This is a genomic window from Roseateles sp. (genome assembly GCF_039595295.1).
GTDB lineage: Bacteria > Pseudomonadota > Gammaproteobacteria > Burkholderiales > Burkholderiaceae_C > Roseateles.
The window spans coordinates 114,824-139,613 of record NZ_JBCNLU010000008.1; the positions used below are offsets into that span (position 1 = coordinate 114,824).

Consider the following 24,790-nt stretch of genomic DNA (forward strand, 5'->3'; position numbering starts at 1 on the left):
GCGGCAGCGAGGAGAGGCGGTGAGGATCAGGCCGAGCGAAGGCGGAAGCGGCTCACCAGCAGCGACAGGTTCTGGGCCTGGCCGTTGAGGCTTTCGGCGGCGGCGGCGCTTTCCTCGACCAGGGCGGCGTTCTGCTGGGTGACCTGGTCCAGGTGGGTGACGGCGGAGCCGACCTGCTGGATGCCGCCGTTCTGCTCCTGCGTGGCGGCGGAGATCTCACGGATCAGCGCGTCCACATGGCCGACCTGCTCGACCACGCGGCGCATGACCTCGCCGGCGTTCTGCGCCTGGTGGGCGCCGGTGTCCACGCGCTGGGTGCTGGTCTCGATCAGCGCCTTGATCTCCTTGGCCGCGCCGGCCGAGCGCTGCGCCAAGGCGCGGACCTCGGACGCCACGACCGCGAAGCCGCGGCCTTGCTCGCCCGCCCGGGCCGCCTCGACCGCGGCGTTCAAGGCCAGGATGTTGGTCTGGAAGGCGATGCCGTCGATGGTGCCGATGATGTCCGCGATCTTGCGGGAGGCCTCGCTGATGCCCTGCATGGTGTCGACCAGCGCGCCCACCGCCTGACCGCCTTCACCCGCGGCGCTCGACGCCTCGGCGGCGACACGGCTGGCCTGCGTCGCGGAGGCGGCGTTCTGTGCCACCGAGCTGGTCAGCTCCTCCATCGACGCGGCGGTCTGCTGCAGGCTGCTGGCCTGGCTCTCCGTGCGTTGGCTCAGGTCGGCATTGCCTTGCGCGATCTCCTGGGAGCCGGTGGCGATGCTCTCGCTGCTGTCGCGCACCTGGCCGACCAGACTGCCCAGTTGCTCGACCATGCGCGACATGGCGCGCAGCAGGTCGGCGGGCTCGTCGCGCTCGGCGGCCTGGATGCGCAGCGTCAGGTTGCCGCCGGCGACTTCCTCGCTGGCCTTGACCGCCTCGGCGATCGGGGTCGTGATCGAACGCGTCACTTGCCAAGCGAGCGAGATGCCGATGGCCAGGGCGATCGCCACGACGATCATGTTGATGCGCAGACCACGGCCATAGGACGCGGCGGCGTCGCGGGCGGCCTGATCGCCGCCTTCGCGGTTGAAGGCGACGTCCTTGTCGATGGCGTCGGACAGCTCGGTGAAGATCTTGGACGTGGCGCCGGCGGCGAGCTTGCGGGCCGCCTCGTGCTGGGCCTCGCCGCCCGCGGCCACGCGGGTCAGCGCCACGTCGGCGTCCAGATAGCGCTTCCAGGTGTCGCGGATGCCGTCGTACAGGCCCTTCTCCTTGTCGCCGGTGATGGTGGGCTCGTACTCCTTGGCGGCCTTGTCGAAGTCGCGCAACGAGGTGTCCCGCTCGCGCATCGAGTTGGCGCGCGCGGCGTCGTCCAGCTCGATGACCGCGCGCAGCGAGAAGCGTCGGGCCCGGTTGGCCGCGTCCTGCATCTCGCCCAGCTTGGTGACGCTGGGCAGCCAGTTGCTGTTCAGGTCCTGGACGTTGTCGTTGATGCGTGCCATCTGCAGCGCGCCGAACCAGGCGATGAAGCAGAGCAGGGCAAGGACGGCGGCGAAGGCCAGGGCGAGGCGCTTGCCGATGCGGAAGTTGCGAAGGAGGACCATGTTGCCTCTTCTGATGGTGAAAGGAGGTGGGAGCAGCATGCGCGCTGTGACCTTCAGAAACCTGTCCTCAGGACGAAGCGGGTTGCCGCCGGTACCGGTGCTGCGCAATGCATCACGGGAGAATGCGCCGAGCCGGCCCAAAAGGCCAGAGCCGCGCGTCGGATGAAGGCGGATCGAGGTCGACAGGTTCGCCGGCACTCCGGGAGTTAACCCCGGATGACAACGTTGTCAGACTCGCATATGCTGCCGCGCAAAGAGGAGACAGACTGATGAGTGCAGATCTTTCCCGGCCCGCCGGGAATGGCGCCGGGGCGAGCGTGGCCGCCGCGCGGGCCGACGACGCGCCGGACACGGCTGAGCCGCAGGGCGCGGCGGATCGCCGCCATCCGCTGGCCTGGGTGCCGTCGCTGTACCTGGCCATGGGCCTGCCGAACGTGCTGATCGGCGCGGTCGCCGCCATCCTCTACAAGAACCTGGGCGTGTCCAACGAGGACATCGCGCTCTACACCTCGCAGATGTATCTGCCGTGGGTGCTCAAGCCCTTGTGGTCGCCGCTGCTGGAGCCCTACAAGACGAAGCGCTGGTGGGTCATCACGATGCAGTTCCTGATGATGGCCTCGCTGGGCGCGGTGGCCTTCGTGCTGCCCCTGGACGGCTTCTTCCGGGCCTCGCTGGCCTTCTTCTGGATCACCGGTTTCGCCTCGGCGACGCAGGACATCGTGGCCGACGGCGTCTACATGACCACCATGTCGCCGCGCGAGCAGGCCCGCTATGCGGGGCTGCAGGGCATGTGCTGGAACCTGGGCGCGGTGGTGGCGTCGGGGCTGCTGGTGTCGCTCACCGGATGGATGCATGCGTCGCTGCACTGGGACTGGGTGCATTGCTGGATGGCGGTGATGCTGGGCGCGGCCGGGATGATGGGCGCCTTCGGCCTGTGGCATCTGCGGGTGCTGCCGACGGGCGCGCCGGCCGCGGTGCATGGGCAGGACCTGCGCAGCGCGCTGGTCTCGCTGCGCGAGTCCTGGATCACGCTGTTCCAAAAGCCCTCGGTCTGGATGATGCTGGCGGTGATCTTCTTCTACCGCTTCGGCGAGGGCTTCATCGAGAAGTTCGGGCCGCTGTTCCTGCTCGATCCGCGCAGCGCGGGCGGGCTGGGACTGGACAACGCGGCGCTGGGACACATCTACGGGAGCGCCGGGACGGTGGCCTTCATCGCGGGCGCGTTCCTCGGCGGATTCATCGCCGCGAAGATGACGCTCAAGCGCTCCTTCCTGCTGCTGGCGATTGCGCTCAATCTGCCGCACCTGACCTATTACTACCTCAGCCACGCGATGCCCACGGACCTGTGGCTGATCGGCGCGGTGGTGGCGATCGAGAAGTTCGGCTTCGGCATGGGCTCGATCGGCCACATGCTGTACATGATGCAGCAGCTGGCGCCGGGGCCCTTCAAGATGACGCATTACGCGATGGCCACCGGCGTGATGGCGCTGACCAAGTGGGCCACCGGCAGTGTCAGCGGCTGGGTCTACGCGGCCGTCGGCCAGCATTACGCGAGCTTCTTCGGCCTGGTGCTGCTGTTCTCGATCCCGCCCATCGTGCTGGCGTGGCTGGCGCCGTTTCCGGTGAACACGAAGCGAGATTTCGAGTCTGCGAGCGCCGGCGCGCATTGACGTGCGGCTCCAAGTGCCGCGTCGAACCTGCCCGGCACTTCGTGTCTTCCTGACGCCGGTTGCTGCCAGCTTCGGCACTAGTGTTCCGGGCATCGCGCGGCGATGTCCCGGACGGGTGCTTGGTCGGCGCGCTCGATCCGCCGTGGGTCGACCTGGAGAAGCAAGCGATGAGAGTTCTTGATGCAGAAGAAGTGCGTGGTGTGAGCGGCGGATGGGGGTGCAATGACTTCCGGGGCTTTATCAATTACATCCCCCCAGTGGGCCGGGGCTCCTGGGATGAAAGGGAGAATACGCGCCGAATCAATTGCGGCATCAGCGGCGCGAGGCTCAAGGAGCCGTCGCTGGCCGGATACGTCGGACTGGGTAATGTGGTGTGGAAGCTATGACGGGGACCTCGCCCCCTTCAGATGAACGCCGATCACGGGCTGGGTCTCTTCCGCGCCGAGGCGCTTCGCAGGGGCAATGAGCCGCACGGCGCCATCGTGCTGGCGAGACCCGCCTCGTGGGCGTTGCTGAGCACGCTGGCCGCTGCGATCGTGATCGCGCTCCTGGCGTTCTTCCTTTTCGCCTCGGCGAGTTCCACGGTCCGTGCGGCCGGCGTGCTGACGCCGTCGACCGGCGTGATCCGGCTGAGCGCCCCCATCGGCGGCGTGGTCGTCGCGTCGCAGGTGAGCGAGGGCCAGGTCGTGCGCGCCGGGGAGGCGCTCTTCCTGCTGCGCGAGGAACGCATCGACGCACAAGGACGTTCGGTCGATGCCGCCGTGGCGGCCTCGATCCGGAGACGGCGCGACAGCCTGGTCGAGGAGGCCCGACATCGACAGGGACAGACCCGGCAGCGCCTGGACGCGCTGCGTGGTCGACGCGACGCGCTGAGTCAGGAGCGCGAGCGCGTGGCGGCGGACCTTGCGCTGTATCGACGACGTGTGGAGATCGAGCTGGGCGCGTTGGATCGGGCTCGACAGCTCCAGTCCCACGGCATGAGCACGATCGCTGCCGTGCAGGATCGCGAGGCGGCCTGGGTGGACGCGCGCCAGCGCCTTTCGCAGCAGGAGCGCGCCGTCTCCGCGGCCGCGCGTGAACACGACGTCGCCGCGAACGAACTGCGCGAAGGCGAGCAGCAGCGGCGCCGTGACGACGAGGCGTTCAAGCGCTCGCTCGCCGCGGCGGACCAGGAAATGAGCGAGCACCAGGGACGCCGGGAGACGCTGATCCGCGCGCCGGTCGAGGGGCGCGTGTCGGCGCTGCAAGCGTCAGCGGGGCAGCATGTCCCAGCCGGAGCGGCGCTGGCCTCGCTGTGGCCCGAAGGCGCCGCGCTCGAAGCCGAGTTCATGGCGCCGTCGCGCGCGGCGGGCCGGCTGAGAGCGGGCATGCCGGTCCGGCTTCAGCTGGACGCCTTCCCGCATCAGATCCATGGGGCGATGCAGGGCCAGGTCCGATCGGTGGACCTGATCGCTTCCGGCCAGTCGCCCGCCTTCCGGGTGCGCGTCGCGTTGCCGAGCCAATCCTTCGACGCGCGAGGCGAGATGCACGCGCTGCGCCCCGGAATGACGCTGGAGGCCGTGATTCCCTTGGAGCGACGGCGTCTGTATCAATGGGTGGTCGAGCCGCTGAAGCGTCTGTCCGGCGTCTGATGACGGCCCACTCCCGGAGATGCATCGACCGACTGAATCCCGCGCGCTCTGCCTGTCCTTCCGGCCCCGACGCCGCGTTCCTGAACTTCGACAGGACGAGGTCGCCGAATGCGGCGCGGTTTGCGTCGCGATGATCGCGGGCTACTGGGGCCGCCGCATCGACCTGCCGGCGATGCGGCGGCGCTTCTCGATCTCGGTGCACGGCGCCACGCTCGCCGGCCTGATCGAGATGGCTGCCGCGCTGCGCCTGCGCGCTCGGCCCTTGCGGCTGGAACTCGACGAGCTGGACCAGCTGACGCTGCCCTGCGTCCTGCATTGGGACATGAACCACTTCGTCGTGCTCGAGCGCGTGGATCGCCGCGGCGTGGTCATCGTCGATCCGGCGGCCGGCCGATGCCGCGTGCCGATGTCCGAGGTGTCGAGCCGGTTCACCGGCGTGGCGCTGGAGCTTGCGCCGGAGGACGGCGTCGAGGCCGACGTTGGATCGGACCTTGAATCGGACCGTGAATCATCGGCCGATCCGACGGCCGACGGTTGCGGCCACGTCCAGGGCGACAGCCGACCTTGGCGCTGGCGCGCGTTGCTGGGGCGCATCGTCGGTCTGAAGCGCTCGTTGGCGCAGGTGCTGGTGATCGGGATCGCGCTTCAGCTGCTGGCGCTGATCGCGCCGTTCCACCTGCAATGGCTGACCGACCACGCGCTGGCGACCGGCGATCGCGATCTGATCCTGGTGCTCGGGCTGGGCTTCCTGCTGCTCGCCGTGATCCGGGTGTCCTTGAGCGCCGTGCGCGCCTGGATGACGACGGTGCTGTCGACCAGTCTGGCCTTCCAATGGCAAGGGCGCGCCTTCGGCCACCTGATGCGGCTGCCCTTGGTCTGGTTCGAGAAGCGCCACCTGGGCGACATCGTGTCGCGTTTCGGCGCCATCGAGACCCTTCAACGCACGCTGACGACGCAGTTCGTCGAGGGCGTGGTCGACGGCCTGCTGGTGCTGGTCACGCTGGCCGTGATGCTGCTGTACAGCGGCCGGCTGACGATCATCGTGCTGGCGGCGGTCACGCTGTACGCGGCCTTGCGCTGGGCGATCTTCCACGGCCTGCGCAGTGCGACCGCCGAGACCATTCGCCGCGGCGCGCTGCAGCAGACGCACTTCCTGGAGTCGGTGCGCGGCGCACAGGCCGTACGGCTGTTCGGGCGAGGCGAGATGCGCCGCGTCGGCTGGATGAATCTGCTGGCCGACGAGTCCAATGCCGAGCTCCGCGTCGCGCGCTGGTCCGTCGGCTACGGCGCGGCCCGGCAGCTGATCTTCGGCGTCGAGCGGGTCGTCGTGATCTGGCTCGCGGCGCTGGCCGTGGTGGACGGCGACTTGACGGTGGGCATGCTGCTGGCGTTCCTGGCCTACAAGGACCAGTTCAGCGACCGGATGTCCGCGTTGGTCGACAAGCTCTTCGAGCTGCGCATGTTGAGGCTTCACGGTGAGCGCTTGGCCGACATCCTCATGACGCCGACCGAGGAAGGGGCGTGCGCCGCCGGCTCTGACGCCTCCGCGGCCTCGCCGGAGACGCCATCGATCACGTTGCGCGGCGTCGCTTTCCGCCATGGCGACGGCGAGCCCGAGGTGCTGGTCGACGTGGATCTGCACATCGCGCCGGGCGAGTGCGTGGCCATCACCGGCCCGTCCGGCTGCGGCAAGACGACGCTGGTGAAGGTGCTGCTGGGGCTGCTCGCGCCCACACGCGGGGAGCTGCTCGTCGACGGCAAGCCCGTCAGGCACATGGGATTGGCGGCCTATCGGCAGCTGGTGGGCACGGTGATGCAGGACGATCTGCTCTTCGCCGGCAGCATCGAGGAGAACATCAGCTTTTTCGATCCCGCGCCGGACCTGGCGCATGTGCTGGACTGCGCGCGGACGGCGGCGCTGCATGACGAGGTGACCGCCCTGCCGATGGGCTATCGGACCTTGATCGGCGACATCGGCAGCGGCCTGTCGGGCGGACAACGTCAGCGGCTGCTGCTGGCCAGAGCGCTCTACAAGCGGCCGCGCCTCCTGGTGTTGGACGAGGCGTCCAGCCACCTGGATCTGGCCAACGAACGCGCAATCAACGCGGGTGTCGCCCGGCTGCGGGCGACGCGCATTCTTGTCGCGCATCGGCCCGAGACCCTCGCGATGGCGGATCGCGTGATCACGATGGAGCGCGGACGCATCGTGGCCGACACGCGGAGATGATCCTCCGCGTGCATGGGCGCGACGGCGACCTCTCAGGCCTTGCGCCCGATCACGTTCAGCGGAATCTTAAGATAGCTGACGCCGTCGTCCTCCGGCGGCGGCAGCTGCCCGGCGCGGATGTTGACCTGGATGGCGGGCAGGATCAGCACCGGCACATCGAGCGTCGCATCGCGACGGGTGCGCAGGGCAACGAAGGCCGCCTCGTCCACGCCGTCGTGGACGTGAATGTTGCGGGCGCGCTGCTCGGCCACGGTCGTTTCCCAGGCGGCCTCGCGGCCGGCGGGCGGATAGTCGTGGCACATGAACAAGCGCGTCTCGGGCGGCATGTCCAGCAGGCGCCGGATCGAGCGGTACAGCGTGGCCGCGTCGCCGCCGGGGAAGTCGCAGCGCGCGGTGCCGACGTCGGGCATGAACAGCGTGTCGCCGACGAAGACCGCGTCGTCGATGACGTAGGCGATGTCGGCCGGCGTGTGACCGGGTACCCGCAGCGCCCGCATCTCCAGTCCGCCGATGTTGAAGACCTCGTCGTCCTTGAACAGGTGGTCGAACTGCCGCCCGTCGGGCAGGAAGCCGCGCTCCAGGTTGTAAAGCTTGCGGAAGACGGTCTGCACCTGCGTGATGTGCTCGCCGATGGCGATGCGCCCGCCGACACGCTCCTTCAGCCAGTGCGCGGAGGACAGGTGGTCCGCATGGGCGTGGGTTTCCAGGATCCACTGCACCTGCAGGTCGTGCGCCGCCAGATGCGCGAGCAAGCGCTCCGCCTGGGTCGTCGAGGTGCGGCCGGACTTCATGTCGAAGTCCAGCACCGGATCGATGATCGCGGCCTGCCGCGCGGCGAGGTCCGCCACGACGTAGGCGATGGTGCCGGTGACCCTGTCGAAGAAGGACGCGATGTCCGCGCGGGCGGCGGCAGCGGTGGGGGCGTTCATGGTGGGTGTCGCCGGCGCGGAAGGCGCCCGGGCGGAGCTCTTGAGGGGCGATCAATGTATCGCCCTTCAAGGGGCTCGCGATCCCGGCCGGCCCCGGTTTTGACGATGCGCGCGTCGAGCGCCGCTCCATCGCCGCCTTATCGCCGCCGCCGCGTCGTGTCCACCCGCGACACCGCCATGTCGCATTGCAGGGGCTGACGCAGTTCCTGCGCGGCGCCGCCGAACAGGAAAACCAGCGCGAACAGCAGTCGGCGGACGGTCACAGCAGCTCCAGGCTCACCTCGATGTTGCCGCGGCTCATCTTGGAGTAGGGGCAGGTCTCGTGAGCGCGCTGGATCAGCGCATGGCCGGTGTCGCGCGGCAGGCCGGGCAGGGCGATCTTCAGCGTCGCGGCCAGGAAGTAGCCGTCCGCGTCCGAGCGCCGCAGGCTGACCTCGGCGTCGACATGCGTGTCGGCGGGCAGCTTCACGCCGGTGGCCTGCGCCGCCAGACCCATCGCGCCCATGAAGCAGGCCGACCAGCCCACCGCGAAGAGCTGCTCCGGATTCGTGCCCGGACGGCTGGAGCCGGGCGGGCTCAGCAGCACGTCGAGCTGGCCGTCGCCGGACTGGCCGCGGCCGTCACGGCCGCCGGTGGTGCGGGTCTGCGCGGTGTACAGGTTTTGGATCGAGTTCGAGGACATGGGTTGGCTCCAGTGAGGCAGCGCCAATCGCTGCATGGGCTGTATTTCATGCCGCCGATGTATCGCCGATGTTTGACCCCGACCGCCGTTTTGAAGCGCGGCGTGTCGGGGCGGGGCAGAGACACAGTGGCATACAAAGCCAGGCCGAAGGTCGTCCGGGCCGGCGGGTGGGACCACCGGCGGGCAAGGCGCAGGCGTTCAGGGGAGAACCACGCCGACCGGGCGCTGAAGGTTTCGCTTCCGTAACCCGCGCGTTACCGGCGTGAAAGCGGCGCTGGAAAGCGCGCGATTCGCGCCCGGACGCCAGACGAATTAAGCAATCGCTAATTCGGGAAGCGCACTTTACGCACCAGGGCACCCCGTTGTTTGACGTGATCGTCCCGACTGGCCCCGCCGCCCACCCCGACGCGAATCGCGCGTCGTCGTCGCGGGACCCGCCGAGTCGAAGGAGATTCCAGATGAGCAAGTCCACCCCCATCCTCGCCATGGTGGCCGCCTTCGCGGCGGCGTCGGCCCAGGCGTCCACCGATCCCGATGAACTGGCGCGCCGGGCGGAGCGCCGCGTGGCGGTCAATGAGCAGTTGCGCGCCGTGCAGGTCGAGCTCTACTGCGACCATCAGGACAGCGCGATCCACCTGATCCGCGACGCGCGCCGGCAGCTGCTGGCCCACCGCGACGCCGACAGCGTCCAGGACGTGCGTCAGCTCGACAAGGCCAGCTGGCAGGTCCGGCACGGCGACACGGTCGCCGCGATCGCCACGCTGGAGGCGACACGCCGCGAGGCGTGAGGGCGACGGTCGGCGAGGAACGCGGGCCCGGGTGCCCAGGCCCGACTCGCCGGCTCCGACGCTTGAAGAACGGCCCCGCTTGGCGGGGCCGACATCGTTCCGGAGGTGCGAGTCGCTTGCGACCCGACCTCACATCAAACAGCAATCCACCGGCTGCAGGGGCGGCGGCACGTCCTTGTCGCCCAGGGACTGCAGCATGTCGATCTCCAGCGTGCGGCAGATCGCGTCCAGCGGCAGGTCGTTGGGGCGCAGGCCGAAGGGCTCCTCGATCTCGTCGCCGACGGCATCCAGACCGAAGAAGGTGTAGGCCACGATGGCCACGACCACCGGCGTGAGCGCGCCCATCGAATCCACCAGCCCGAAGGGCAGGAGGAAACAGTACAGGTGCGCCGTGCGGTGAAGCAACAGCGTGTAGGGGAAGGGCAGCGGCGAGCTCTTGATGCGCTCGCAGGCCGCCGCCGCGGCGGTCAGACCGGACAGCGTCGCGTCGATGTTGGACGTGAGCATCGAATCCACGCGTCCCTGCGCTCGGCAGGCTTGCAGGTCGCGGCCCATGCGCAGCATCAGCGCGTTGGGCTGGTTGGCGGCGGAGGCCACAGCGGTCGCCTCGTCGGCGTCGATCCAGCGCGCGACATCGCCCGCGTCGTCCGTCGTGCCGCGCAGCTGATGCTTGAGCGCATGCGCGAAGGCCGCCATGCGGCGCACCATGCGACGGCGTTCGTCGTCGACAGGAATCTGGAGCTTGTCCGTCGCCGGGCGGCCATCGGCCGTGGCGGGCGCGTCGATCAAGGTCAGCACCTGGCGGGCGAGGTTTCGACCGCGCAGCAGGAGGTCGCCCCAGAGCTTGCGCGCCTCCCAGTAGCGGTCGTAGCAGGCGTTGTTGCGGAAGCCCAGGAAGATCGCCAGCGGCAGGCCGATCAGCGAGAAGGGCAGCGCCGACACCATCAGCTTGTAGTCGAACAGACGCCCATGGCTGAGCGTGACCAAGACGGCCAGCGCGACGTTGGCGGCCAGCGTCCATTTGATCTGGCCGAGGATGGATCCTCGCATCGCGAAGAAGAGGCGGATGCCCGAGGGGCGGTCGCGGACGATCATGGCGGCTGGCTGTGGGGCGCGGACCCGGGAGCTTAGCCGAGTCGCCCCCGCCAGGCGTCAATTGGCCGCCGTCGCCGTGCGGGTCGCGGAACGGCCGGCCGGCCCGTGAGGGGAGGCTCTGGCGTGCGACGGCCCTCACCCCAACCCCTCTCCCGCGAAGCGGGAGAGGGGCTCTCCCAGGCCCTCTCGCGGAGCGGGAAAGGGGTCCGTGGCGCTGTCAGGCTTCGGTGGGGAGGCCCATGGCGCGGCGCAGACCGTCCAGGATCTGCGCCGGTGAGGCCGGCTTGCGCAACACGATGAACGAGGACTCCGCCGTCAGCGCCGCGCTGTAGCCGCTGATCAGCACGATCGGCAAGCCCGGCCGGCGCTTGCGCAACTCGCGCGCCAAGGCCTGGCCGTCCATCGAGCCCGGCATCACCACGTCCGACAGCACCACGTCCACCGCCGCGCCGGCACCGAACTTCAGCAGCGCCTCGTCCGCGTCCCGCGCGCTCAAGACCTGGCACGAGAAACTGCGCAGCAGACTGGCCGTGACGCGCGCCAGATCCTCGTTGTCCTCCACCAGCAGCACCCGCACCCCCGACAGACTGCCCGCCATCGCGGCGACGCCGCTGCCTTCCGACCCCGTTGACGCGCGCGGCGCCGGTGCGCTGGTCTGCGAGGGCAGCAGCAGCGTCACCGTCGTGCCCGCGCCCGGCTGGCTCGCGATCTTGGCCGTGCCGCCCGCCTGTACGCAGAAGCCCAGCACCTGGCTGAGCCCCAGACCCGTGCCCTTGCCGACCGCCTTGGTCGTGAAGAAGGGCTCGAAGACGCGCGCCAGCACGTCCTCCGCAATCCCCGGGCCGCGGTCGGTGAAGCTGATGGCGACGTACTCGCCCGGCGCCAGGTCGTCGATGTCCCAGGACTCGGCCCGGCGCGCGTCGATCGTGATCTCGCCCATGCCGTTGGTTGCGTCGCGCGCGTTCAACGCGATGTTGATCAGCGACAGCTCCAGCTCCGACGGATCCACGCGGACGTTCGGGAGCTCCGGCGCCACCGTCATCGTCAGCTGCATGCGCTTGCCCAGCACCGTCATCAGCAGCTCCTTGGCCTCGCCCAAGGTGGAGCGCAGGTCCACCAGCTGCGGATGCACCGGCTGACGGCCCGCCACCCGCAGCAGGTGCTGGGTCATGCGGCTGCCCACCTCGACCGAGCGGATGATCGCGCCCAGCGGCATTTGCAGCGATTCGGCCGCGGGGCTGCGCTGGATCAGGTGCGCGCTGTTGCTGATCACGCCCAGCAGGTTGTTGAAGTCATGCGCGACGCCGCCGGTGAGCCGCCCCAGCGCCGCCGTGCGCTGCGAGCGCGAACTGAGCTGTTCCGCGTCCCGGGTGCGCTCGACGGCTTCGTTGACGCGCTCCTCGAGCTCCGCGCGGCCTTGCCGGATCGCGGTGCTCGCGTCTTCCAGCGCCAGCGCGACCTCGTCGCACTCGGCCATGCCTGTGGGCGGCGCGTGGACCGGCTCGCCCGAGCGCAGCTTGGTCGCGATCGCGTGCAGCGCATGGATGGGCTCGGAGATGCGGCGGCTGATCCAGACCGCGCCGATCAAGCCGGTCAGCACCAGCAGCAAGGCGCCCGCCGCGATCGGCTGCAGCGTCGCGCCGCGGCTCCCGAGCAGCGTCTGGCGCGGCACCGCGGTGATCACCGTCCAGCCCTGCGGCGACTTGCTGAAGTAGCCCGTCACCGGCTTGCCGTCGAAGCTGATGGACTCGAAGACCGCCTCCTCATGCGTGCGCATCAGCCGCTGCAGATCCTCGGTGGCTGGTCGGCCGGCGTGGCTGGTGCCACCCGGATGCCGCGCGATCACCGTCCCGCGGCTGTCCATGATGGTCGCGGTCCACTCGGGCGGCAGGCCTTGCGCATCGATGATCTGCTGCAGCTCCTGCGGCAGCACCGTCACCGACATGTTCAGCCAGACATGGCCGCCGCGCTCGATGGGCTGGACGATGGCGGCGCGCAACTGGCCGGTGGCCGGGTCGGGCGTCAGGGGGCTGACCACGGGCTGCTCCAGCAGCGGCAGGCCTTCCTTGGCGACGGGCGGGCCGGCGGGCGAGGGCAGCAGGCCGGGTGGGGTCGCGAGCGCGGGCGCGGGCGCGGGCGCGGATCTGTTCGGACCGACAGCCGCGGAGGCGGCTGCGTTGATGGTGGCGCCGGTGCCCGTGTTCGGGCTGGCATTGGTGCTGGCATTCGTGCCAGCGGCTGCCCTTTCGGCGGTGCCCTCGGCGGACCGGCCCGAGGCCAACCGGGTGCTGAACAGCGTGCGGTCGGGGGCGTTCAGCTCGACCCAGCCGGACAGGCCCAGCATCGCGCGGCGCGATTGCAGCTCCAGCATCGCCAGGTCATCGGCGGGGATCTGCGGCGCGCTGTCCAGGATCTGCGACAGCGACAACACCCGCGCGATGCCGGCGCGGCGCGCCAGCTCCTTGTCCACCACCATGGACAGCGCCCGCGTGTTGTCGCGCATGTGGCGCACCAGGGCGTCCTTCTCATCCGCCCAGGTCTGCCAGCTGACCCACAGCGCGGCGATCACGCCGGGCAGCATGACGGCCAGGACCAGGAGAAGCAGACGGGAGCGGATCGGCAGGGACATGGGCGCGTCGGAAGTACGGACGCGCCAGCGGGGCCAGGCGGCTCCCGCGTCGCGTCGAGGCGGCAGATTATGGGTGGTGGTGACGTTCAAGGACGTTCCTCAAGGTCCAGGGCCTTCCCTTGGGGCCTTTGCGCGCCGCTCGTCGGGCTGCTCGGGACGGCGCTTCCCCGCAGCAGGGTCGCCAGTGGCGGGCAGGGGCGGTCGCTGCCGCGCAGATACAGGGCCACCGGCCGCATGCGACGGTTGCGCTGGCTGACGCTGCGCAGGCAGATCAGCAGCGGCACCGCCAGCACCGCGCCGGTCACGCCCCACAACCAGCCCCAGAACATCACCGACAGCAGCACCGACAACGGATTCATCGACAGCCGCTTGCCCACCACCTGCGGCGTCACGAAGTTCGCTTCCACGCCGTGGATGCAGAGGTAGGCCGCGACCGGCGCCAGCAACGCGCCCACGCCGCCGTCGCCCAGCGACGAGGCGGTCGAGGCCGCCAGCAGCAGCCCCGCCATGATCAGCGGCCCCAGGTAGGGGATGAAGTTCAGCAGCATCGCCAGCCCGCCCCACAAGCCCGGGTTGGGTAGCTCCAGCAGCCACATCGCGCCGGCCACCACCGCGCCGACCACCATATTGATCGCGGTCAGCGACACCATGTAGCGCGAGATGTCCCGCTGCGCCGCGCGCAGACCGCTCAGCACCGCGCAGCGCAATCGCGCCCGATGCGGCAGCAGCTCGATGCAGCGCGACAGCACCCAGTGCTCGGAGGCCAGCAGGAAGTAGAGCAGGATGGTCGTCGCCGCGGCGGAGACCATCAGCTTCACGCCACCGCCCACCAGCTGCGCGGTCAGCGCGACGCCCTCGCTGGTCAGGCGCTCGCGCAGCGGATCGGCGGGCGGCGGTGTCGCGGCGCGAGCGGCGCGGCGCTCCGTCGGCGGGCCGAAGCCGGGAATCGACGCCCGCCAGCGGTCCACGCGATTGAGCCCTTGCGACAGCGCCTGCGGCGCGCGCTCCCACCACTGGGCGGCCGGCTCGGCCAGCAGCGCCGCGCCGAGCACGGCGCAGCCCACCACGGTGGTGACCAGCATGGCGGCGCTGACCGCCTCGGGCATGCCGTGGTGCCGCATGGTCCGCACCGCCGGCGCCAGCACGAAGGTCAGGATCAGCGCGACCAGCACCGGCAGCACGATGGCACTGGCTTCCTTGAGCAGGAAGATCAGCGCGATCAACAGCAGGCCGCGCGTCGCCCAGCGGCGCATCGAAGACGGGGGCGGGACGGCGTCGCGCAAGATGTAAGGAAGGCAAGAGCGGGGGGATTGAGCCCCACGAAGCAAGCGTCGGGCCAGCCCCTGCCGGGCGAGTGGGTACGCGGAGTTACTCGCGTGAGGCCATCCGCCCGGCCCGATCGGGCCATGCCTCCTGGCAAAAAGTGCCGAAAAGCTTGCCGCGACGGACGGTCCGTCCGGGGGCTGCAGACAGATCGAAGCGGCCTCGCGGCATCCGATGACTTTCGTCGACGGAATGACCGGATCCCCGGCAGGCCCCATGCCTGTTGGATTTGCGGCGATCGGCCGGGACGCCGGATGACGCGGCGTCCGCGATGTGAAACCGGCGCTGGGCGTCGGCATGGGTCTTGCGTTGGCAGGTCATCGCGCCGGTTCGCCGGCACGGCCTACCGGCGACCCAGGGCAGGCGGCAGGCGCCGGTGCTGTCCCCGTTGCGGGCCGTTTCAATCGACCTCGAATCAGGAGTTTCACAGTGGGAGCCATGGAACTACGGCATGAGCACAGGCAGTCGCAGACGCTGTCGCCCCGCCTCCAGCACGCCGTGCGGCTGCTGCAGATGTCCTCGCTGGACTTTTCGACGATGGTCACCGACATGCTGGGGCGCAACCCCTTCCTGGAAGTGACCGAAGCCTCGGAGGAGGGGACGCCGCTGGATTCGTCCGACGTCGCGATGGCGCCGGCGCCGGTGATGTCCGACGCCCCCGAGTCCCTGCCCGACGATCGCGAGATCTGGCGCGCGGAGAGCTCCGGCTCCATCCGGCGCGCCGATGACGGCGAGCTCAGCGCGCTGGAGATGACCGCCGCGCAGACCTGCCTGCGCGAGCACCTGCGCAGCCAGCTCAACGTGCTGCGGCTGTCGCCGCGCGACCTGCTGCTGGCCACCATCGTGGCCGAGTCGGTCGACGACGACGGCTATCTGCGCAGCTCGCTGGAAGAGCTCGCGGCGGTCGCGCAGATGCAGCCGCCGGTGCCGCTCGAGGAAATGCAGATCGCGCTCAAGCGCGTGCAGGCGCTGGATCCGCTGGGCGTGGGCGCGCGCAGCGTGGCCGAGTGCCTGCTGCTGCAGCTGCCCAAGATCGAAGACCCACGCAGCCGCAGTCTGGCCGAACGCATCATCACGCAGCATCTGAATCTGCTGGCATCGCGCGACGTGCCGGCGCTGGCGCAGCTGCTGGATGTGAGCGTGGCGGAGGCCGAGGCCGTGTGCCTGAAGCTGCGTCGCCTGGATCCGCGTCCGGGCTGGCGCTACGAGACCACGCAGGCCGCCTACATCGTGCCGGATGTGCTGACCACGAAGGTCCGCGGCCAATGGCGCGTGCAGCTGAATCCCGCGGTGATTCCCAAGGTGCGGATGAACCAGGTCTATGCGGAGCTGTTCCAGCGCCATCGCCAGCAGGGGCATGCCGAGATGGCCAACCATCTGCAGGAAGCGCGCTGGACCATGCGCAACATCGAGCAGCGTTTCTCGACCATCCTGGACGTGGCCAACGCGATCGTGAAGCGTCAGCGCCACTTCCTGGAGTTCGGCGCGATGGCGATGAAGCCGTTGGGGCTCAAGGAGATCGCCGATGAATGCGGCATCCACGAGTCCACCGTTTCGCGCGTGACCAACAACAAGTACCTGGCGACGCCCACCGGCGTCTATGAGCTGAAGTACTTCTTCTCGCGCGCGATCGTGAGCAGCAACGGCAGCGCGTGCTCGGGCACGGCGATCCGCGGGCTGATCAAGGACATCATCGAGGCCGAGCGCCCCGAGACCCCGCTGTCCGACGCGGAGATCACGCGTCAGCTCGCGCGCCAGGGCCTGGTGGTCGCGCGGCGCACGGTCACCAAGTACCGGCAGATGCTGCGCATCGATGCGGTGGACAGAAGGCGGCAGCACAGCTGAGACGCGGCACTGATTGTCGAGTCGAGATGGCGACCAGGACAGGGCCTTCGGGCCCTGTTCGCATGTGGAGAACGGAACCCGACACGAGCCTCCTGAACTGAAGCTGCCTTCGCGGCGCCCGATGTTCGGGCGCGCATTGTTCAAGGAGCTGCGATGCCATCGGTGAGCCTGTCGACGGGAGGTTTTTTGTACGGCCCGGATCCGGATACGGATCACGGATTTGACGCACGACTCGCACCGCGCCCTGTGGCGGATCTTGGGCGGAGGCACAGGCTCGATCTTTCGGGCCACGATAAGGTCGATCCTGGCAAGTTGCTGGAGCCGGTCGAGACGCTGATCGGCGAAGCCGACATGTGGTGCTCGCGCCTCAAGCCCCTGGCGCAGGCCTCATCTCTTCGCGACGACATGAAGCGTGCCTCCAAGATCTGGCGCGGATGGTCGCGGCAGCTGGAACGATATGCCGAGACACACAAGGCATACCCGGTGTCCGGCACCATCACCCACCTGTTGGGCGAGGACTTCCGGCGCTTCGGCGCGCTGGTGGACGCCAGCCGTGCCGCCGTCGCACGCAGCGCATCCTCAACGACTTCCCTGGCGTCGAGGCCGTACGAGTCGGGGGGGTACGAGTCGGCGCAGGCCGAGATGGAGCGGAGGTCGACCGATCAGTTCTTGACGGCGAAGAGTTTTCTGAGTCGGACCCAAATCGCGGGCCCGCCAGCGCGTAGCCCGTTCAGCTTGCCGAGCGCTTCGGGGCCGCACCACGATCCGGAGCGTCCTTTCCCTCGTTCTTGACGAACTCACGGCGCCGTTCGGCATCCAGGCCGGGCGTCGCTCGCAGATCGGTGTCGACCTGGCCGCGCTTCAGATCCTCGTGAGCCTGTCCCATGACCTCGCGCTGCTGCTCGCCAGCCGCGCCGGTGCCCATGCCACCCGTTGAATCACCGCCGATCGACTGATCCCGCTCATGCGGGAGCTGCGCGTCGCTGTCCGAACCCGTCGGTGTGGTCTTGCCCAGGTCTTCGCCGGGCGCCACGGGAGGTTTGTCGAGTAGACGGCGGGGCGTCGACGCGTCGGGTCTCTTGTCGATCTTCGGTGGGCTCATGGCGTTCTCCGATGGCTGCGGTCTTTCAAGATCAGGCAATCCGGCGACCCGCGACATGCGCTCTGCTCTTGGATCCGTTTCGCTCACTAAAGCGGCCTTGTTCGGCCAAAAGGAATTCCATGCCCCTCGCCCAGCTCGCCAGCGATGGCACCCTGCGTTTCGCCCATCTTCAGGCGCTTGATGACGCCTTCGAGGCGCCAAATTCTGTGCCGACCGCCTCCTCACCACGGGATCCGCACGCCGTGCTCGAAGCCCGACTGGCCCTGCGGGATGCGCATGTGTCGGCGCTCTGCGTGTTGGAGAAGCTGCCCGCGACGCAACGGGCCTTGCTTCAGCGGCGGCTCGAGAGCGTCGACGACTGGCATCGCAAGGCCTGCCACGCGCTGGGTCTTTCTCCCGCCGGATCCAACACGCCGATCCGGTTCGACCGGACCCACCGGGCTCCGGACCAATGCGAACGCGCGGCACGATGCATCGACATCGGTTTGGGCGTGGCAGCGCGACTGGAGGCGTTGGCCAGGGAGATGGACGGCCCAAAGGCTAGCTTTGCGATCATGGCGCTCAACCTGTATGAGGCGGAGGTCGGGAGAACGCTTATGACCGTCGACAAGGCGCTGAATGAAGGCGTGCCGGGGCTGGTGGATGAGCTGTTTGATCTGCTTGCCCACCTGGACCAGTGTGATCTTCCGGTGCTGATGTACAACGCGCCAGGACAAGGCACCGGCTATCTCGATGCGCTCGGCAGGTTTCGTGCCGCGGTCGAGGTGAAGCGAGCGCGGTTTGCGTCCGCCCGCGTTTCAGGCCAGGAACAGCGGACCGCCGAGGCGGCGCCCGCGGACAGAAACGCCCATCGAGCTGCGACCTGGACACGACCGGCCATCGCCGACCAAGGTCCCGGCATGAAAGCGACCGAATGGGCGAGCTCGGATTCCGACAACGAATCCGACGCCGAGGACGGCGTGCTCAGGGAGCGCGGCCACTCCCGCGCCTGATCCCTTCCGCAAGAGGGGGCGTGCGCCCCCGGTGAGTCCCCCATCGGGGAGCCGCCGGAACGGCGCTTGCCGGCCCGGCGGCATGAACGACTGGCATTCCAAGTTCGCGGCCCTGGACGGCGATTTGATGGTCTGGGGTCAGCTCTTGCTGGGCGCGGCCGTCATCGTCGCCGGCGCCTTGCTGCTGCACGCGATCCTGCGTCCGATCGCGTTGCGGCTCACCCGCTTCTCGGTGCTGCTCACCGCCGTCGTGCAGCGCTGCCAGGGGCCGACGCGTTGGGCCTTGCCCATCGTCGGTCTGCTGATCGCGGCGCAAGGCGTGCCCGACGATGTCGCCGGCATCGACGGCGTGCAGCATCTGCTGGGCGTGCTCGCGCTGGTGGCGCTTGCCGCCGTGGGCATGGGGGCCATCACCGGCGTGGCCAACGGCGTGGCGCTGATGCATCCGGCGGACGTCGAGGACAACCTCGCCGCTCGCCGCATCCAGACCCAGACCAAGGTGCTGGCGCGCATCGCCAAGGGCGCGGTCATGCTCACCGCGCTGGCCTTCATCCTCATGACCTTCCCCCGGGCCCGTCAGGTCGGCGCGAGCCTGCTGGCCTCGGCGGGCATCGCCGGCCTGGTCTTCGGTCTGGCGGCGCGGTCGGTCTTCGGCAACCTGCTGGCCGGTCTGCAGATCGCCATGGCGCAGCCGATCCGGCTCGACGACGTGCTCATCATCCAGGGCGAATGGGGCCGGGTGGAGGAGATCACTTCCACCTACGTCGTGCTCAAGATCTGGGACGAGCGCCGTCTGGTGATCCCGCTGCAGTGGTTCATCGAGAATCCCTTCCAGAACTGGACGCGCACCAGCTCCAGCATCCTGGGGACGGTGATGCTGTGGGTGGACTTCACGCTGCCCGTGCAGGAGCTGCGCGACAAGGCCACGACCATGTGCAAGGGCTCGGCGCACTGGGACGGTCGCGTCTGCGGCGTGCAGGTCGTGGAGACGACCGAGCGCACCATGCAGATCCGGGTGCTGGTCAGCGCGAAGGATTCGGGCAAGGCCTTCGACCTGCGCTGCGAGCTGCGTGAGGGCCTGATCGCCTGGCTGCAGAAGACGCATCCGCAGTCGCTTCCGCGCGTGCGGGCGCTGGTCGAGGATGCACCGGCTCCGGCGGCGCCGGTGGTCAAGCCCTCGCTGCCGCCGTCGCCGGCGCCATAGTCTCCCGCCATGAACGGGAGGCGCAGGGGCGCGACTGACGGCCCCTTCTTGCTTCCGGATCAATCATGTGGCAACCCTTCCTCTCCTCCGTCGCCAGCCGTCCGCTCCCCGCAGCCGATTCCGATCACGGTCCATTGACGGTCCGGCAGCTTGAGCAGGACATCGAGGAGAGGAAAAAGGCGCTCGATGCTCTGGACCAGGTGGCAAGCTCTCGGGCGAACTCGGCCGAAGGAATGATCGCCGCCTCGCGGCGTCAACGGGGGCTGCGTTGGCTGGAACTGGCCGATGCGCAGTTCCAGCGCCGACCGACGGGGGCCTCGTGCGACGCCAACCTCGCGATCAATGTCGCGTATGGCCTGAACAACGTGGACCTGAGCGTGTCGGCAGCGGAGGCCCTGCTGCGCTGTCACGACGCCGCCTCGCACAAGCTTGTGAGCTCGGCCGATGACCTCGTCAAGCGCCACCTCTCCGACGACGATCCCTTGCGAACCGTGCAGGCGCTGCAGATCGCCGTCGGGTTTGACCGGGACATCGTCTCGGGCGTGAACCTGGGGAACGCCGTCGTCAGCCTGAAGGCGGCGCTGTCGATACTGGAGACCAGAGATCGACCTCGAGCTGCTCTGAACGTCCAGCCCTCGGCGGGACCAAGCGAGGCCCGGATGCCACAGCCCGCCCGGCGTCCGGCGACCTTGCGCTGGCTTGGCGCTCGGGCTCAGACCCAGGCCGTCACCGAATCCGAGTCCGACCGGATCGCGAGACTGTGCGACTCCGTGAGGCCGCATGTCGAGCGGGCGATGCCGGTGCGCGATCAGGTCGCGGCTGGGGCGCAGCGTCGGAGTCAGGAGGATGCGCAGGCGCTGTCCACCCTGATCACAGGCGGGAAGGCGGGCGCCAAGGACGCGCTGGTCGACCTGCTCGTCGCCAGACTGCCGCGCGGATGCGTGCAGCTGCTGAAAGAGCAGTGCTGGGGCCACGAGATGGGCGACGAGCTCGCTGCGCTCTCGACGGCGCAAGTCACTGCGGTGGCGTGCTCGATCAGCGTGGCGCTTTCTCGCAGCGGGCATCCGCAGGGCTGTCTGCCGCTCTCCCTGCTCAGGAGCCTGGTGCTGTGCGCGGCGGACAAGGCCTGCGGCAAGGATTGGCATCCGCTGCGCGGAGCGCTGAGCGCCGAAAAGGCCGTTGCCGCCCTGGCTGCGGCACGAAAGGCGGAGGGCGGCGAATCGGCGGCCCGAGGCGAGCTCATCGAGCAGGCGTTCAAGGGCCGCATGACGCCGGAGGATTGCTTGTGCATCGCGATCGCCGTGTATCTCTTCAGCGATACGCCCATCGCCCGCTACCTGGCCTCGTGTTGCGAGCAGCTGCTGGGGCCACGGGTCAAGCGGGCGGAACCTGGAAGCGTCAGCCTGCCGCCTCCAACATGAGCCGCAGCACCTCATCGATCTCCGCCTGCTCCTGCAGGTAGTAGCGCGCATGGCTGTGATCCAGCCGCGGCCCGACCCGCACCGTGATCCACTCGTGGCCGACCTGTTCGAAGGCGGGCTCGTCGTTGGTGTCGTCGCCGACGAAGAAGCCGGCGTCGGTCCCGTAGCGGGACGCCAGTCGCAGCAGCGCATCGCCCTTGTGCGGCGCTCCGGAGACCAACACGTTGACCACGCGCTTGCCGGTCTCGGCCTCGATGCCGGGCGGCATCTCGCGCATCAAGACCGCGATCGCCTCGCGCGCGATCGCCGGATTGGGCGCGAGCCGGTAATGGATCGCGATCGACGCGCCCTTGTCCTCGATGGTCGCGCCGGCCTCGTTGAGCAGGGGCTCCAGCCGCCGCGCCGCTTCGCGAAAGGGCGCGAGCGTCGTCACCACGCGCGGATCGGGGCCGTCGAACTCGTCCTCCGCGCCGTGATTGCCGACGATGTGCGTGGGCTTGAAGCCCAGCCGATGCCGCACGTCCAGCACCTGGCGGCCGCTGACCACGGCCACGGGCACGCGCGCCGCCAGCGTCTCCAGCAGCCGGGACGTCGACGCGGCGATGCGCGCCTCGTCCGGATGCATGACGATGGGCGCCAGCGTGCCGTCGAAGTCGAAGCCCAGCAGCGGGCGGCGCTTCATGAGACGGGCCAACGCCTCGCGGCCCTCGGGGTCCAGCAGATAGCGGGTCGGCATCATGGCAGCAGCGCCTCCTCGCCGGACTCGCGCGAGCGGCGTTGCACGCGGCGCGTGATGCGTTCGCGCAGCCGCCATTGGCCCGCGTCGGTGAGCATGCGTCCGGCCCAGCGATAGACGTTGAACTCGCGCACCGTCATGCGCAGGCTGGCCATGCGCTCGCGCTGCTCCTGCGGCGGCATGGTGGCCGCGCGGTGCAGCGCGTCGGTCGTCTCCTCGACGTGGTACGGATTGATGACCAGCGCCTCCGGCAGCTCGCGCGCGGCGCCGGCGAAGCGGCTCAGGATGAGCACGCCCTGGTCGTCGTCGCGCGCCGCGATGAACTCCTTGCACACCAGGTTCATGCCGTCATGCAGGCTGGTCACGACGCACATGTCGGCGGCGCGATAAAGCTCCATCAACGCCGCGTGGTCGTGGTGCTCGGCCAGCAGCAGGACCGGTTTGTAGTCCGCCATGCCGAAACGCAGATTGATGCGATCGGTGACGCGGTGGATGCGGTCCTGGAACTCGCGGTACTCCTCCAGCGCGCTGCGCGTCGGCGCCGCGACCTGGACCAGGACGAAGCGGCCCTGCCATGGCGGGTACTTCTCGAGCAGGCGCTCCACCGCGTGCAGCCGCTCCAGGATGCCCTTGGTGTAGTCGAAGCGGTCCACGCCCACCGCCAGCATGGTGTCGGGCGCCAGGTGCAGACGCTCGAAGACGGCTGCTCGCGCGTCGGCGGGCGAGGCCCAGCCGGCGCGCTCTTCCTCCGTCGGCCAGGCGATGGAGATGGGATAGCTCTGCACCAGCGTCGGCTCGCCCTGATAGCTGATGGTGGCGTGCTCGTGCTCGATGCGGGCTTCGAGGTAGCGGTCCACCGTCTCGGTGAAGTTCTTGCAGTGGAAGCGCGTGTGGAAGCCCAGGATGGTGCTGCCCAGCATGCCTTGCAGCAGCTCGCGCCGCCACGGGCAAATGCCGAAGGACTCCGGGTTGGGCCAGGGGATGTGCCAGAAGGTGATGATGGTCGCCTTGGGCAGCTTCTCGCGCACCATCGCGGGCAGCAGGGCAAAGTGATAGTCCTGCACCAGCACCACCGGATCGTCGCCACGGGCTTCCGCCACGACGGCATCGGCGAAGCGCTGATTCACCGCGCGGTACTGGGCCCAGTCCGATTCGCGGAAGACCGGCCGCACATGCGCGACGTGACACAGCGGCCACAGGCCCTCGTTGGCGAAGCCCTGGTAATAGCCTTGCTCTTCTTCTTCCGACAGCCAGATGCGGCGCAGCACGTAGTCCTTGCTGTCGGGCGGAACGGCGACGCGGTCGTTGGCGTCGACCACGTCGTGATCCCCGCTGCCGCTGCCGTGCGCGATCCAGGTGCCCGAGCACGCGCGCATCACCGGCTCCACCGCGGTCACCAGGCCGCTGGCGGGCCGGCTGACGGTGACGCCGTTGGGGCCCTTGTGGTGGATGTAGGGCTCGCGGTTGGAAACGACGATCACCTGATCCCCGCGCAGCTGCGTGCGCAGCAGGCCGCGCAGCCGCTCGGGATCCCAGGGCGTGAGCGGGCCATGCTCGCGATAGAGGTTGTCCTCCAGCTCGCGGATGTGCTGGCGGATCTCGACCTCCAGCGGTTGGAGTTCCGGCGGCGGGCCGTGCTCGGTGGTGGCGGGGCCGCCGGAGCCGCTCGTGTTGAGCAGCGGCCGCACCAAGCCCTCGCCGCGCAGGATGGCGCGCATGCCGTTCACCCAGCCGCGCCAGCTCAGCTGCGCCACGATCATCGTGATGCCGGCGATGGCCAGTCCCAGCACGGTGATGAAGATGATCATGTAGCGCCGCGTGTCCAGGCTGCGCCGATCGGGCAGGCTCAGGTCATGCAGCAGCACCAGGCGGTCGGAGTCGGCCTGCTGCGGATTCACCGGGAACACGCCCACATGGACCGCACCGCTGGACAGGTCCAGCCGCGGGTCCTTGAGACGGGCGGTGCGCTCGGCCTCCGCGCAGCCCAGCGAGTCGGGGAAGCCTTTGGTGCTGAGCACCTGCGTGCCGTCGGCCGTGCACATCGCGATGCCCACGAGGCGCTCGTCGAGCACGCCGCGTTCGAGCAGGTTGCGCAGGCGCTCGCGCTTGGCGCCCGGCTCGATGTCGGTGATGGCGACGGAGAGCGTCTTGGCGACCATCTCGCCGCGGGTGCTGAGGTCGCGCGAGAACCAGCGCAACGTCATCCGGTCGAGCAGCGGCAGCGCCAGCAGTGCCGCGACGGTCAGCGTGATCAGCAGCGGGACGAGGAAGCGGATCTGGAGGTGCAGCGATTTCATTCGTCACACCCGTCGTACGCGTCGCGATCATCGGCATCGTCCCGTGCATCGCTGCCGCGCAGCGCGACGATGCCGCCCAGCGCGAGCCCGGCCGCGAAGCCGCCGTAGATCATCAGCAGGCTGAGGGCCGAGGGGGGGCGTGTGCCGGCCGCGGTGGCGCGGTGGTCGGCGGTGGGCGTGAGCAGGCTGGGCGAGACGACGCGATCGAGGCCGACCGCGACGGCCGTGATGAGCAGCGCGTCGCCGCAGGCGTTGGCGCGGGTTGGTCGGCGGCGTATCGCGCGCACCCGGTCATAGAGCGCGCCCCAGAGCACGGCGGTGGCGGTGTGCAGCACGACGTCGCCGGCGGAGGACTTGAGCGGCGGGCGGCCCACCCGGTATTCGGCGCGACCGACCAGATGCGCCAGATCGGATCGGCTGCCTCTGAGCAGCGCCAGGCCTGAGAACACGCTGGCGAGCACGCCGCCCGCGCATGCCCGGCGCAGCGCCGGCAGCAGCAGAGGATTCAGCAAGAGCGACTCCTGTCACAGAGAGAAACAACCCTCCGAGGATGGCAATCGCCGTGCCGGGTGGCGTCCCACGTGCTTGCTGCCCGCCCCGGTGGCCAAGCGCGACGCCGGGCTTGCGGGGGCG

The 24,790-nt window shown here is 69.4% G+C and carries 21 protein-coding genes; 10 read left to right on the forward strand and 11 right to left on the reverse strand.

Annotation, left to right across the window (positions count from 1 at the left end):
• Positions 1 to 26: 26 nt before the first annotated feature.
• On the reverse strand, positions 27 to 1,586 hold the full coding sequence (locus ABDW59_RS08590) for a methyl-accepting chemotaxis protein (protein ID WP_343629253.1): 1,560 nt from the start codon (positions 1,584 to 1,586) through the stop codon (positions 27 to 29).
• Between the two features lie 269 nt (positions 1,587 to 1,855).
• On the opposite strand from ABDW59_RS08590, the gene ABDW59_RS08595 reads away from it, so the two are divergent.
• The 4 genes from ABDW59_RS08595 to ABDW59_RS08610 all read left to right on the forward strand — a co-directional run bounded on the left by ABDW59_RS08595 (position 1,856) and on the right by ABDW59_RS08610 (position 7,114).
• Positions 1,856 to 3,256: an MFS transporter gene (locus ABDW59_RS08595; RefSeq protein WP_343629254.1), complete on the forward strand. Its 1,401-nt coding sequence runs from the start codon at positions 1,856 to 1,858 to the stop codon at positions 3,254 to 3,256.
• A 119-nt stretch (positions 3,257 to 3,375) separates the two neighbouring features.
• Positions 3,376 to 3,642 carry a hypothetical protein gene (locus tag ABDW59_RS08600; protein WP_343629255.1) on the forward strand — a complete coding sequence of 89 codons (267 nt, stop codon included), beginning with the start codon at positions 3,376 to 3,378 and terminating at the stop codon, positions 3,640 to 3,642.
• Positions 3,643 to 3,663: 21 nt separating this feature from the next.
• The gene (locus tag ABDW59_RS08605; RefSeq protein ID WP_343629256.1) at positions 3,664 to 4,887 is read left to right on the forward strand and encodes an HlyD family efflux transporter periplasmic adaptor subunit; all 1,224 of its coding nucleotides are present in this window, start codon (positions 3,664 to 3,666) and stop codon (positions 4,885 to 4,887) included.
• A 19-nt stretch (positions 4,888 to 4,906) separates the two neighbouring features.
• Complete coding sequence (locus tag ABDW59_RS08610; protein WP_343629257.1) at positions 4,907 to 7,114, forward strand: peptidase domain-containing ABC transporter; 2,208 nt, start codon at positions 4,907 to 4,909, stop codon at positions 7,112 to 7,114.
• Between the two features lie 32 nt (positions 7,115 to 7,146).
• Here the strand turns inward: ABDW59_RS08610 and ABDW59_RS08615 are convergent, their stop codons facing one another.
• From ABDW59_RS08615 to ABDW59_RS08625, 3 genes are all read right to left on the reverse strand, one after another.
• Positions 7,147 to 8,043 (reverse strand): MBL fold metallo-hydrolase, encoded by an 897-nt coding sequence (locus ABDW59_RS08615; protein ID WP_343629258.1) that lies wholly within the window; start codon positions 8,041 to 8,043, stop codon positions 7,147 to 7,149.
• Positions 8,044 to 8,180: 137 nt separating this feature from the next.
• A complete protein-coding gene (locus ABDW59_RS08620; protein WP_343629259.1) occupies positions 8,181 to 8,306 on the reverse strand; it encodes a hypothetical protein in 126 nt (41 codons plus the stop codon).
• Entirely contained in the window at positions 8,303 to 8,725 is a 423-nt protein-coding gene (locus ABDW59_RS08625; protein ID WP_343629260.1) for an organic hydroperoxide resistance protein, read from the reverse strand. Before ABDW59_RS08625 ends, ABDW59_RS08620 begins: the two co-directional genes overlap by 4 nt.
• A 458-nt stretch (positions 8,726 to 9,183) precedes the next feature.
• Here ABDW59_RS08625 and ABDW59_RS08630 point away from each other — a divergent pair, with 458 nt between their 5' ends.
• Positions 9,184 to 9,513, forward strand: coding sequence for a hypothetical protein (locus tag ABDW59_RS08630; RefSeq protein WP_343629261.1), 330 nt, complete (start codon positions 9,184 to 9,186; stop codon positions 9,511 to 9,513).
• Positions 9,514 to 9,642: 129 nt separating this feature from the next.
• Here ABDW59_RS08630 and ABDW59_RS08635 read toward each other — a convergent pair whose 3' ends face one another.
• The 3 genes from ABDW59_RS08635 to ABDW59_RS08645 form a co-directional block, all read right to left on the reverse strand.
• On the reverse strand, positions 9,643 to 10,608 hold the full coding sequence (locus tag ABDW59_RS08635; protein ID WP_343629262.1) for a bestrophin family ion channel: 966 nt from the start codon (positions 10,606 to 10,608) through the stop codon (positions 9,643 to 9,645).
• 217 nt (positions 10,609 to 10,825) lie between these two features.
• Positions 10,826 to 13,237 (reverse strand): ATP-binding protein, encoded by a 2,412-nt coding sequence (locus tag ABDW59_RS08640; protein WP_343629263.1) that lies wholly within the window; start codon positions 13,235 to 13,237, stop codon positions 10,826 to 10,828.
• Positions 13,238 to 13,323: 86 nt separating this feature from the next.
• A complete protein-coding gene (locus ABDW59_RS08645) occupies positions 13,324 to 14,490 on the reverse strand; it encodes an AI-2E family transporter (protein ID WP_343629264.1) in 1,167 nt (388 codons plus the stop codon).
• A 508-nt stretch (positions 14,491 to 14,998) separates the two neighbouring features.
• Here ABDW59_RS08645 and rpoN point away from each other — a divergent pair.
• Together rpoN and ABDW59_RS08655 are read left to right on the forward strand one after the other, a co-directional pair.
• On the forward strand, positions 14,999 to 16,405 hold the full coding sequence (gene rpoN, locus ABDW59_RS08650; protein ID WP_343629265.1) for an RNA polymerase factor sigma-54: 1,407 nt from the start codon (positions 14,999 to 15,001) through the stop codon (positions 16,403 to 16,405).
• Between the two features lie 153 nt (positions 16,406 to 16,558).
• Positions 16,559 to 17,197 carry a hypothetical protein gene (locus ABDW59_RS08655; RefSeq protein WP_343629266.1) on the forward strand — a complete coding sequence of 213 codons (639 nt, stop codon included), beginning with the start codon at positions 16,559 to 16,561 and terminating at the stop codon, positions 17,195 to 17,197.
• Here ABDW59_RS08655 and ABDW59_RS08660 read toward each other — a convergent pair.
• Positions 17,136 to 17,564 (reverse strand): hypothetical protein, encoded by a 429-nt coding sequence (locus ABDW59_RS08660; RefSeq protein WP_343629267.1) that lies wholly within the window; start codon positions 17,562 to 17,564, stop codon positions 17,136 to 17,138. The genes ABDW59_RS08655 and ABDW59_RS08660 overlap by 62 nt on opposite strands.
• A gap of 62 nt (positions 17,565 to 17,626) precedes the next feature.
• Here ABDW59_RS08660 and ABDW59_RS08665 point away from each other — a divergent pair, with 62 nt between their 5' ends.
• From ABDW59_RS08665 to ABDW59_RS08675, 3 genes are all read left to right on the forward strand, one after another.
• Positions 17,627 to 18,499 carry a hypothetical protein gene (locus ABDW59_RS08665; protein WP_343629268.1) on the forward strand — a complete coding sequence of 291 codons (873 nt, stop codon included), beginning with the start codon at positions 17,627 to 17,629 and terminating at the stop codon, positions 18,497 to 18,499.
• Between the two features lie 82 nt (positions 18,500 to 18,581).
• Positions 18,582 to 19,703 (forward strand): mechanosensitive ion channel domain-containing protein, encoded by a 1,122-nt coding sequence (locus ABDW59_RS08670; RefSeq protein ID WP_343629269.1) that lies wholly within the window; start codon positions 18,582 to 18,584, stop codon positions 19,701 to 19,703.
• A gap of 65 nt (positions 19,704 to 19,768) precedes the next feature.
• Positions 19,769 to 21,124: a hypothetical protein gene (locus tag ABDW59_RS08675; RefSeq protein ID WP_343629270.1), complete on the forward strand. Its 1,356-nt coding sequence runs from the start codon at positions 19,769 to 19,771 to the stop codon at positions 21,122 to 21,124.
• On the opposite strand, the gene otsB is transcribed toward ABDW59_RS08675, so the two are convergent.
• The 3 genes from otsB to ABDW59_RS08690 are packed head-to-tail and all read right to left on the reverse strand — an operon-like array spanning position 21,102 to position 24,669.
• Entirely contained in the window at positions 21,102 to 21,863 is a 762-nt protein-coding gene (otsB, locus tag ABDW59_RS08680; RefSeq protein ID WP_343629271.1) for a trehalose-phosphatase, read from the reverse strand. The two genes, ABDW59_RS08675 and otsB, sit on opposite strands and share 23 nt — an antisense overlap.
• Positions 21,860 to 24,157, reverse strand: a complete 2,298-nt coding sequence (locus tag ABDW59_RS08685) for a trehalose-6-phosphate synthase (protein WP_343629272.1) — start codon at positions 24,155 to 24,157, stop codon at positions 21,860 to 21,862. Before ABDW59_RS08685 ends, otsB begins: the two co-directional genes overlap by 4 nt.
• Positions 24,154 to 24,669, reverse strand: coding sequence for a hypothetical protein (locus ABDW59_RS08690; RefSeq protein WP_343629273.1), 516 nt, complete (start codon positions 24,667 to 24,669; stop codon positions 24,154 to 24,156). Before ABDW59_RS08690 ends, ABDW59_RS08685 begins: the two co-directional genes overlap by 4 nt.
• Positions 24,670 to 24,790 lie beyond the last annotated feature (121 nt).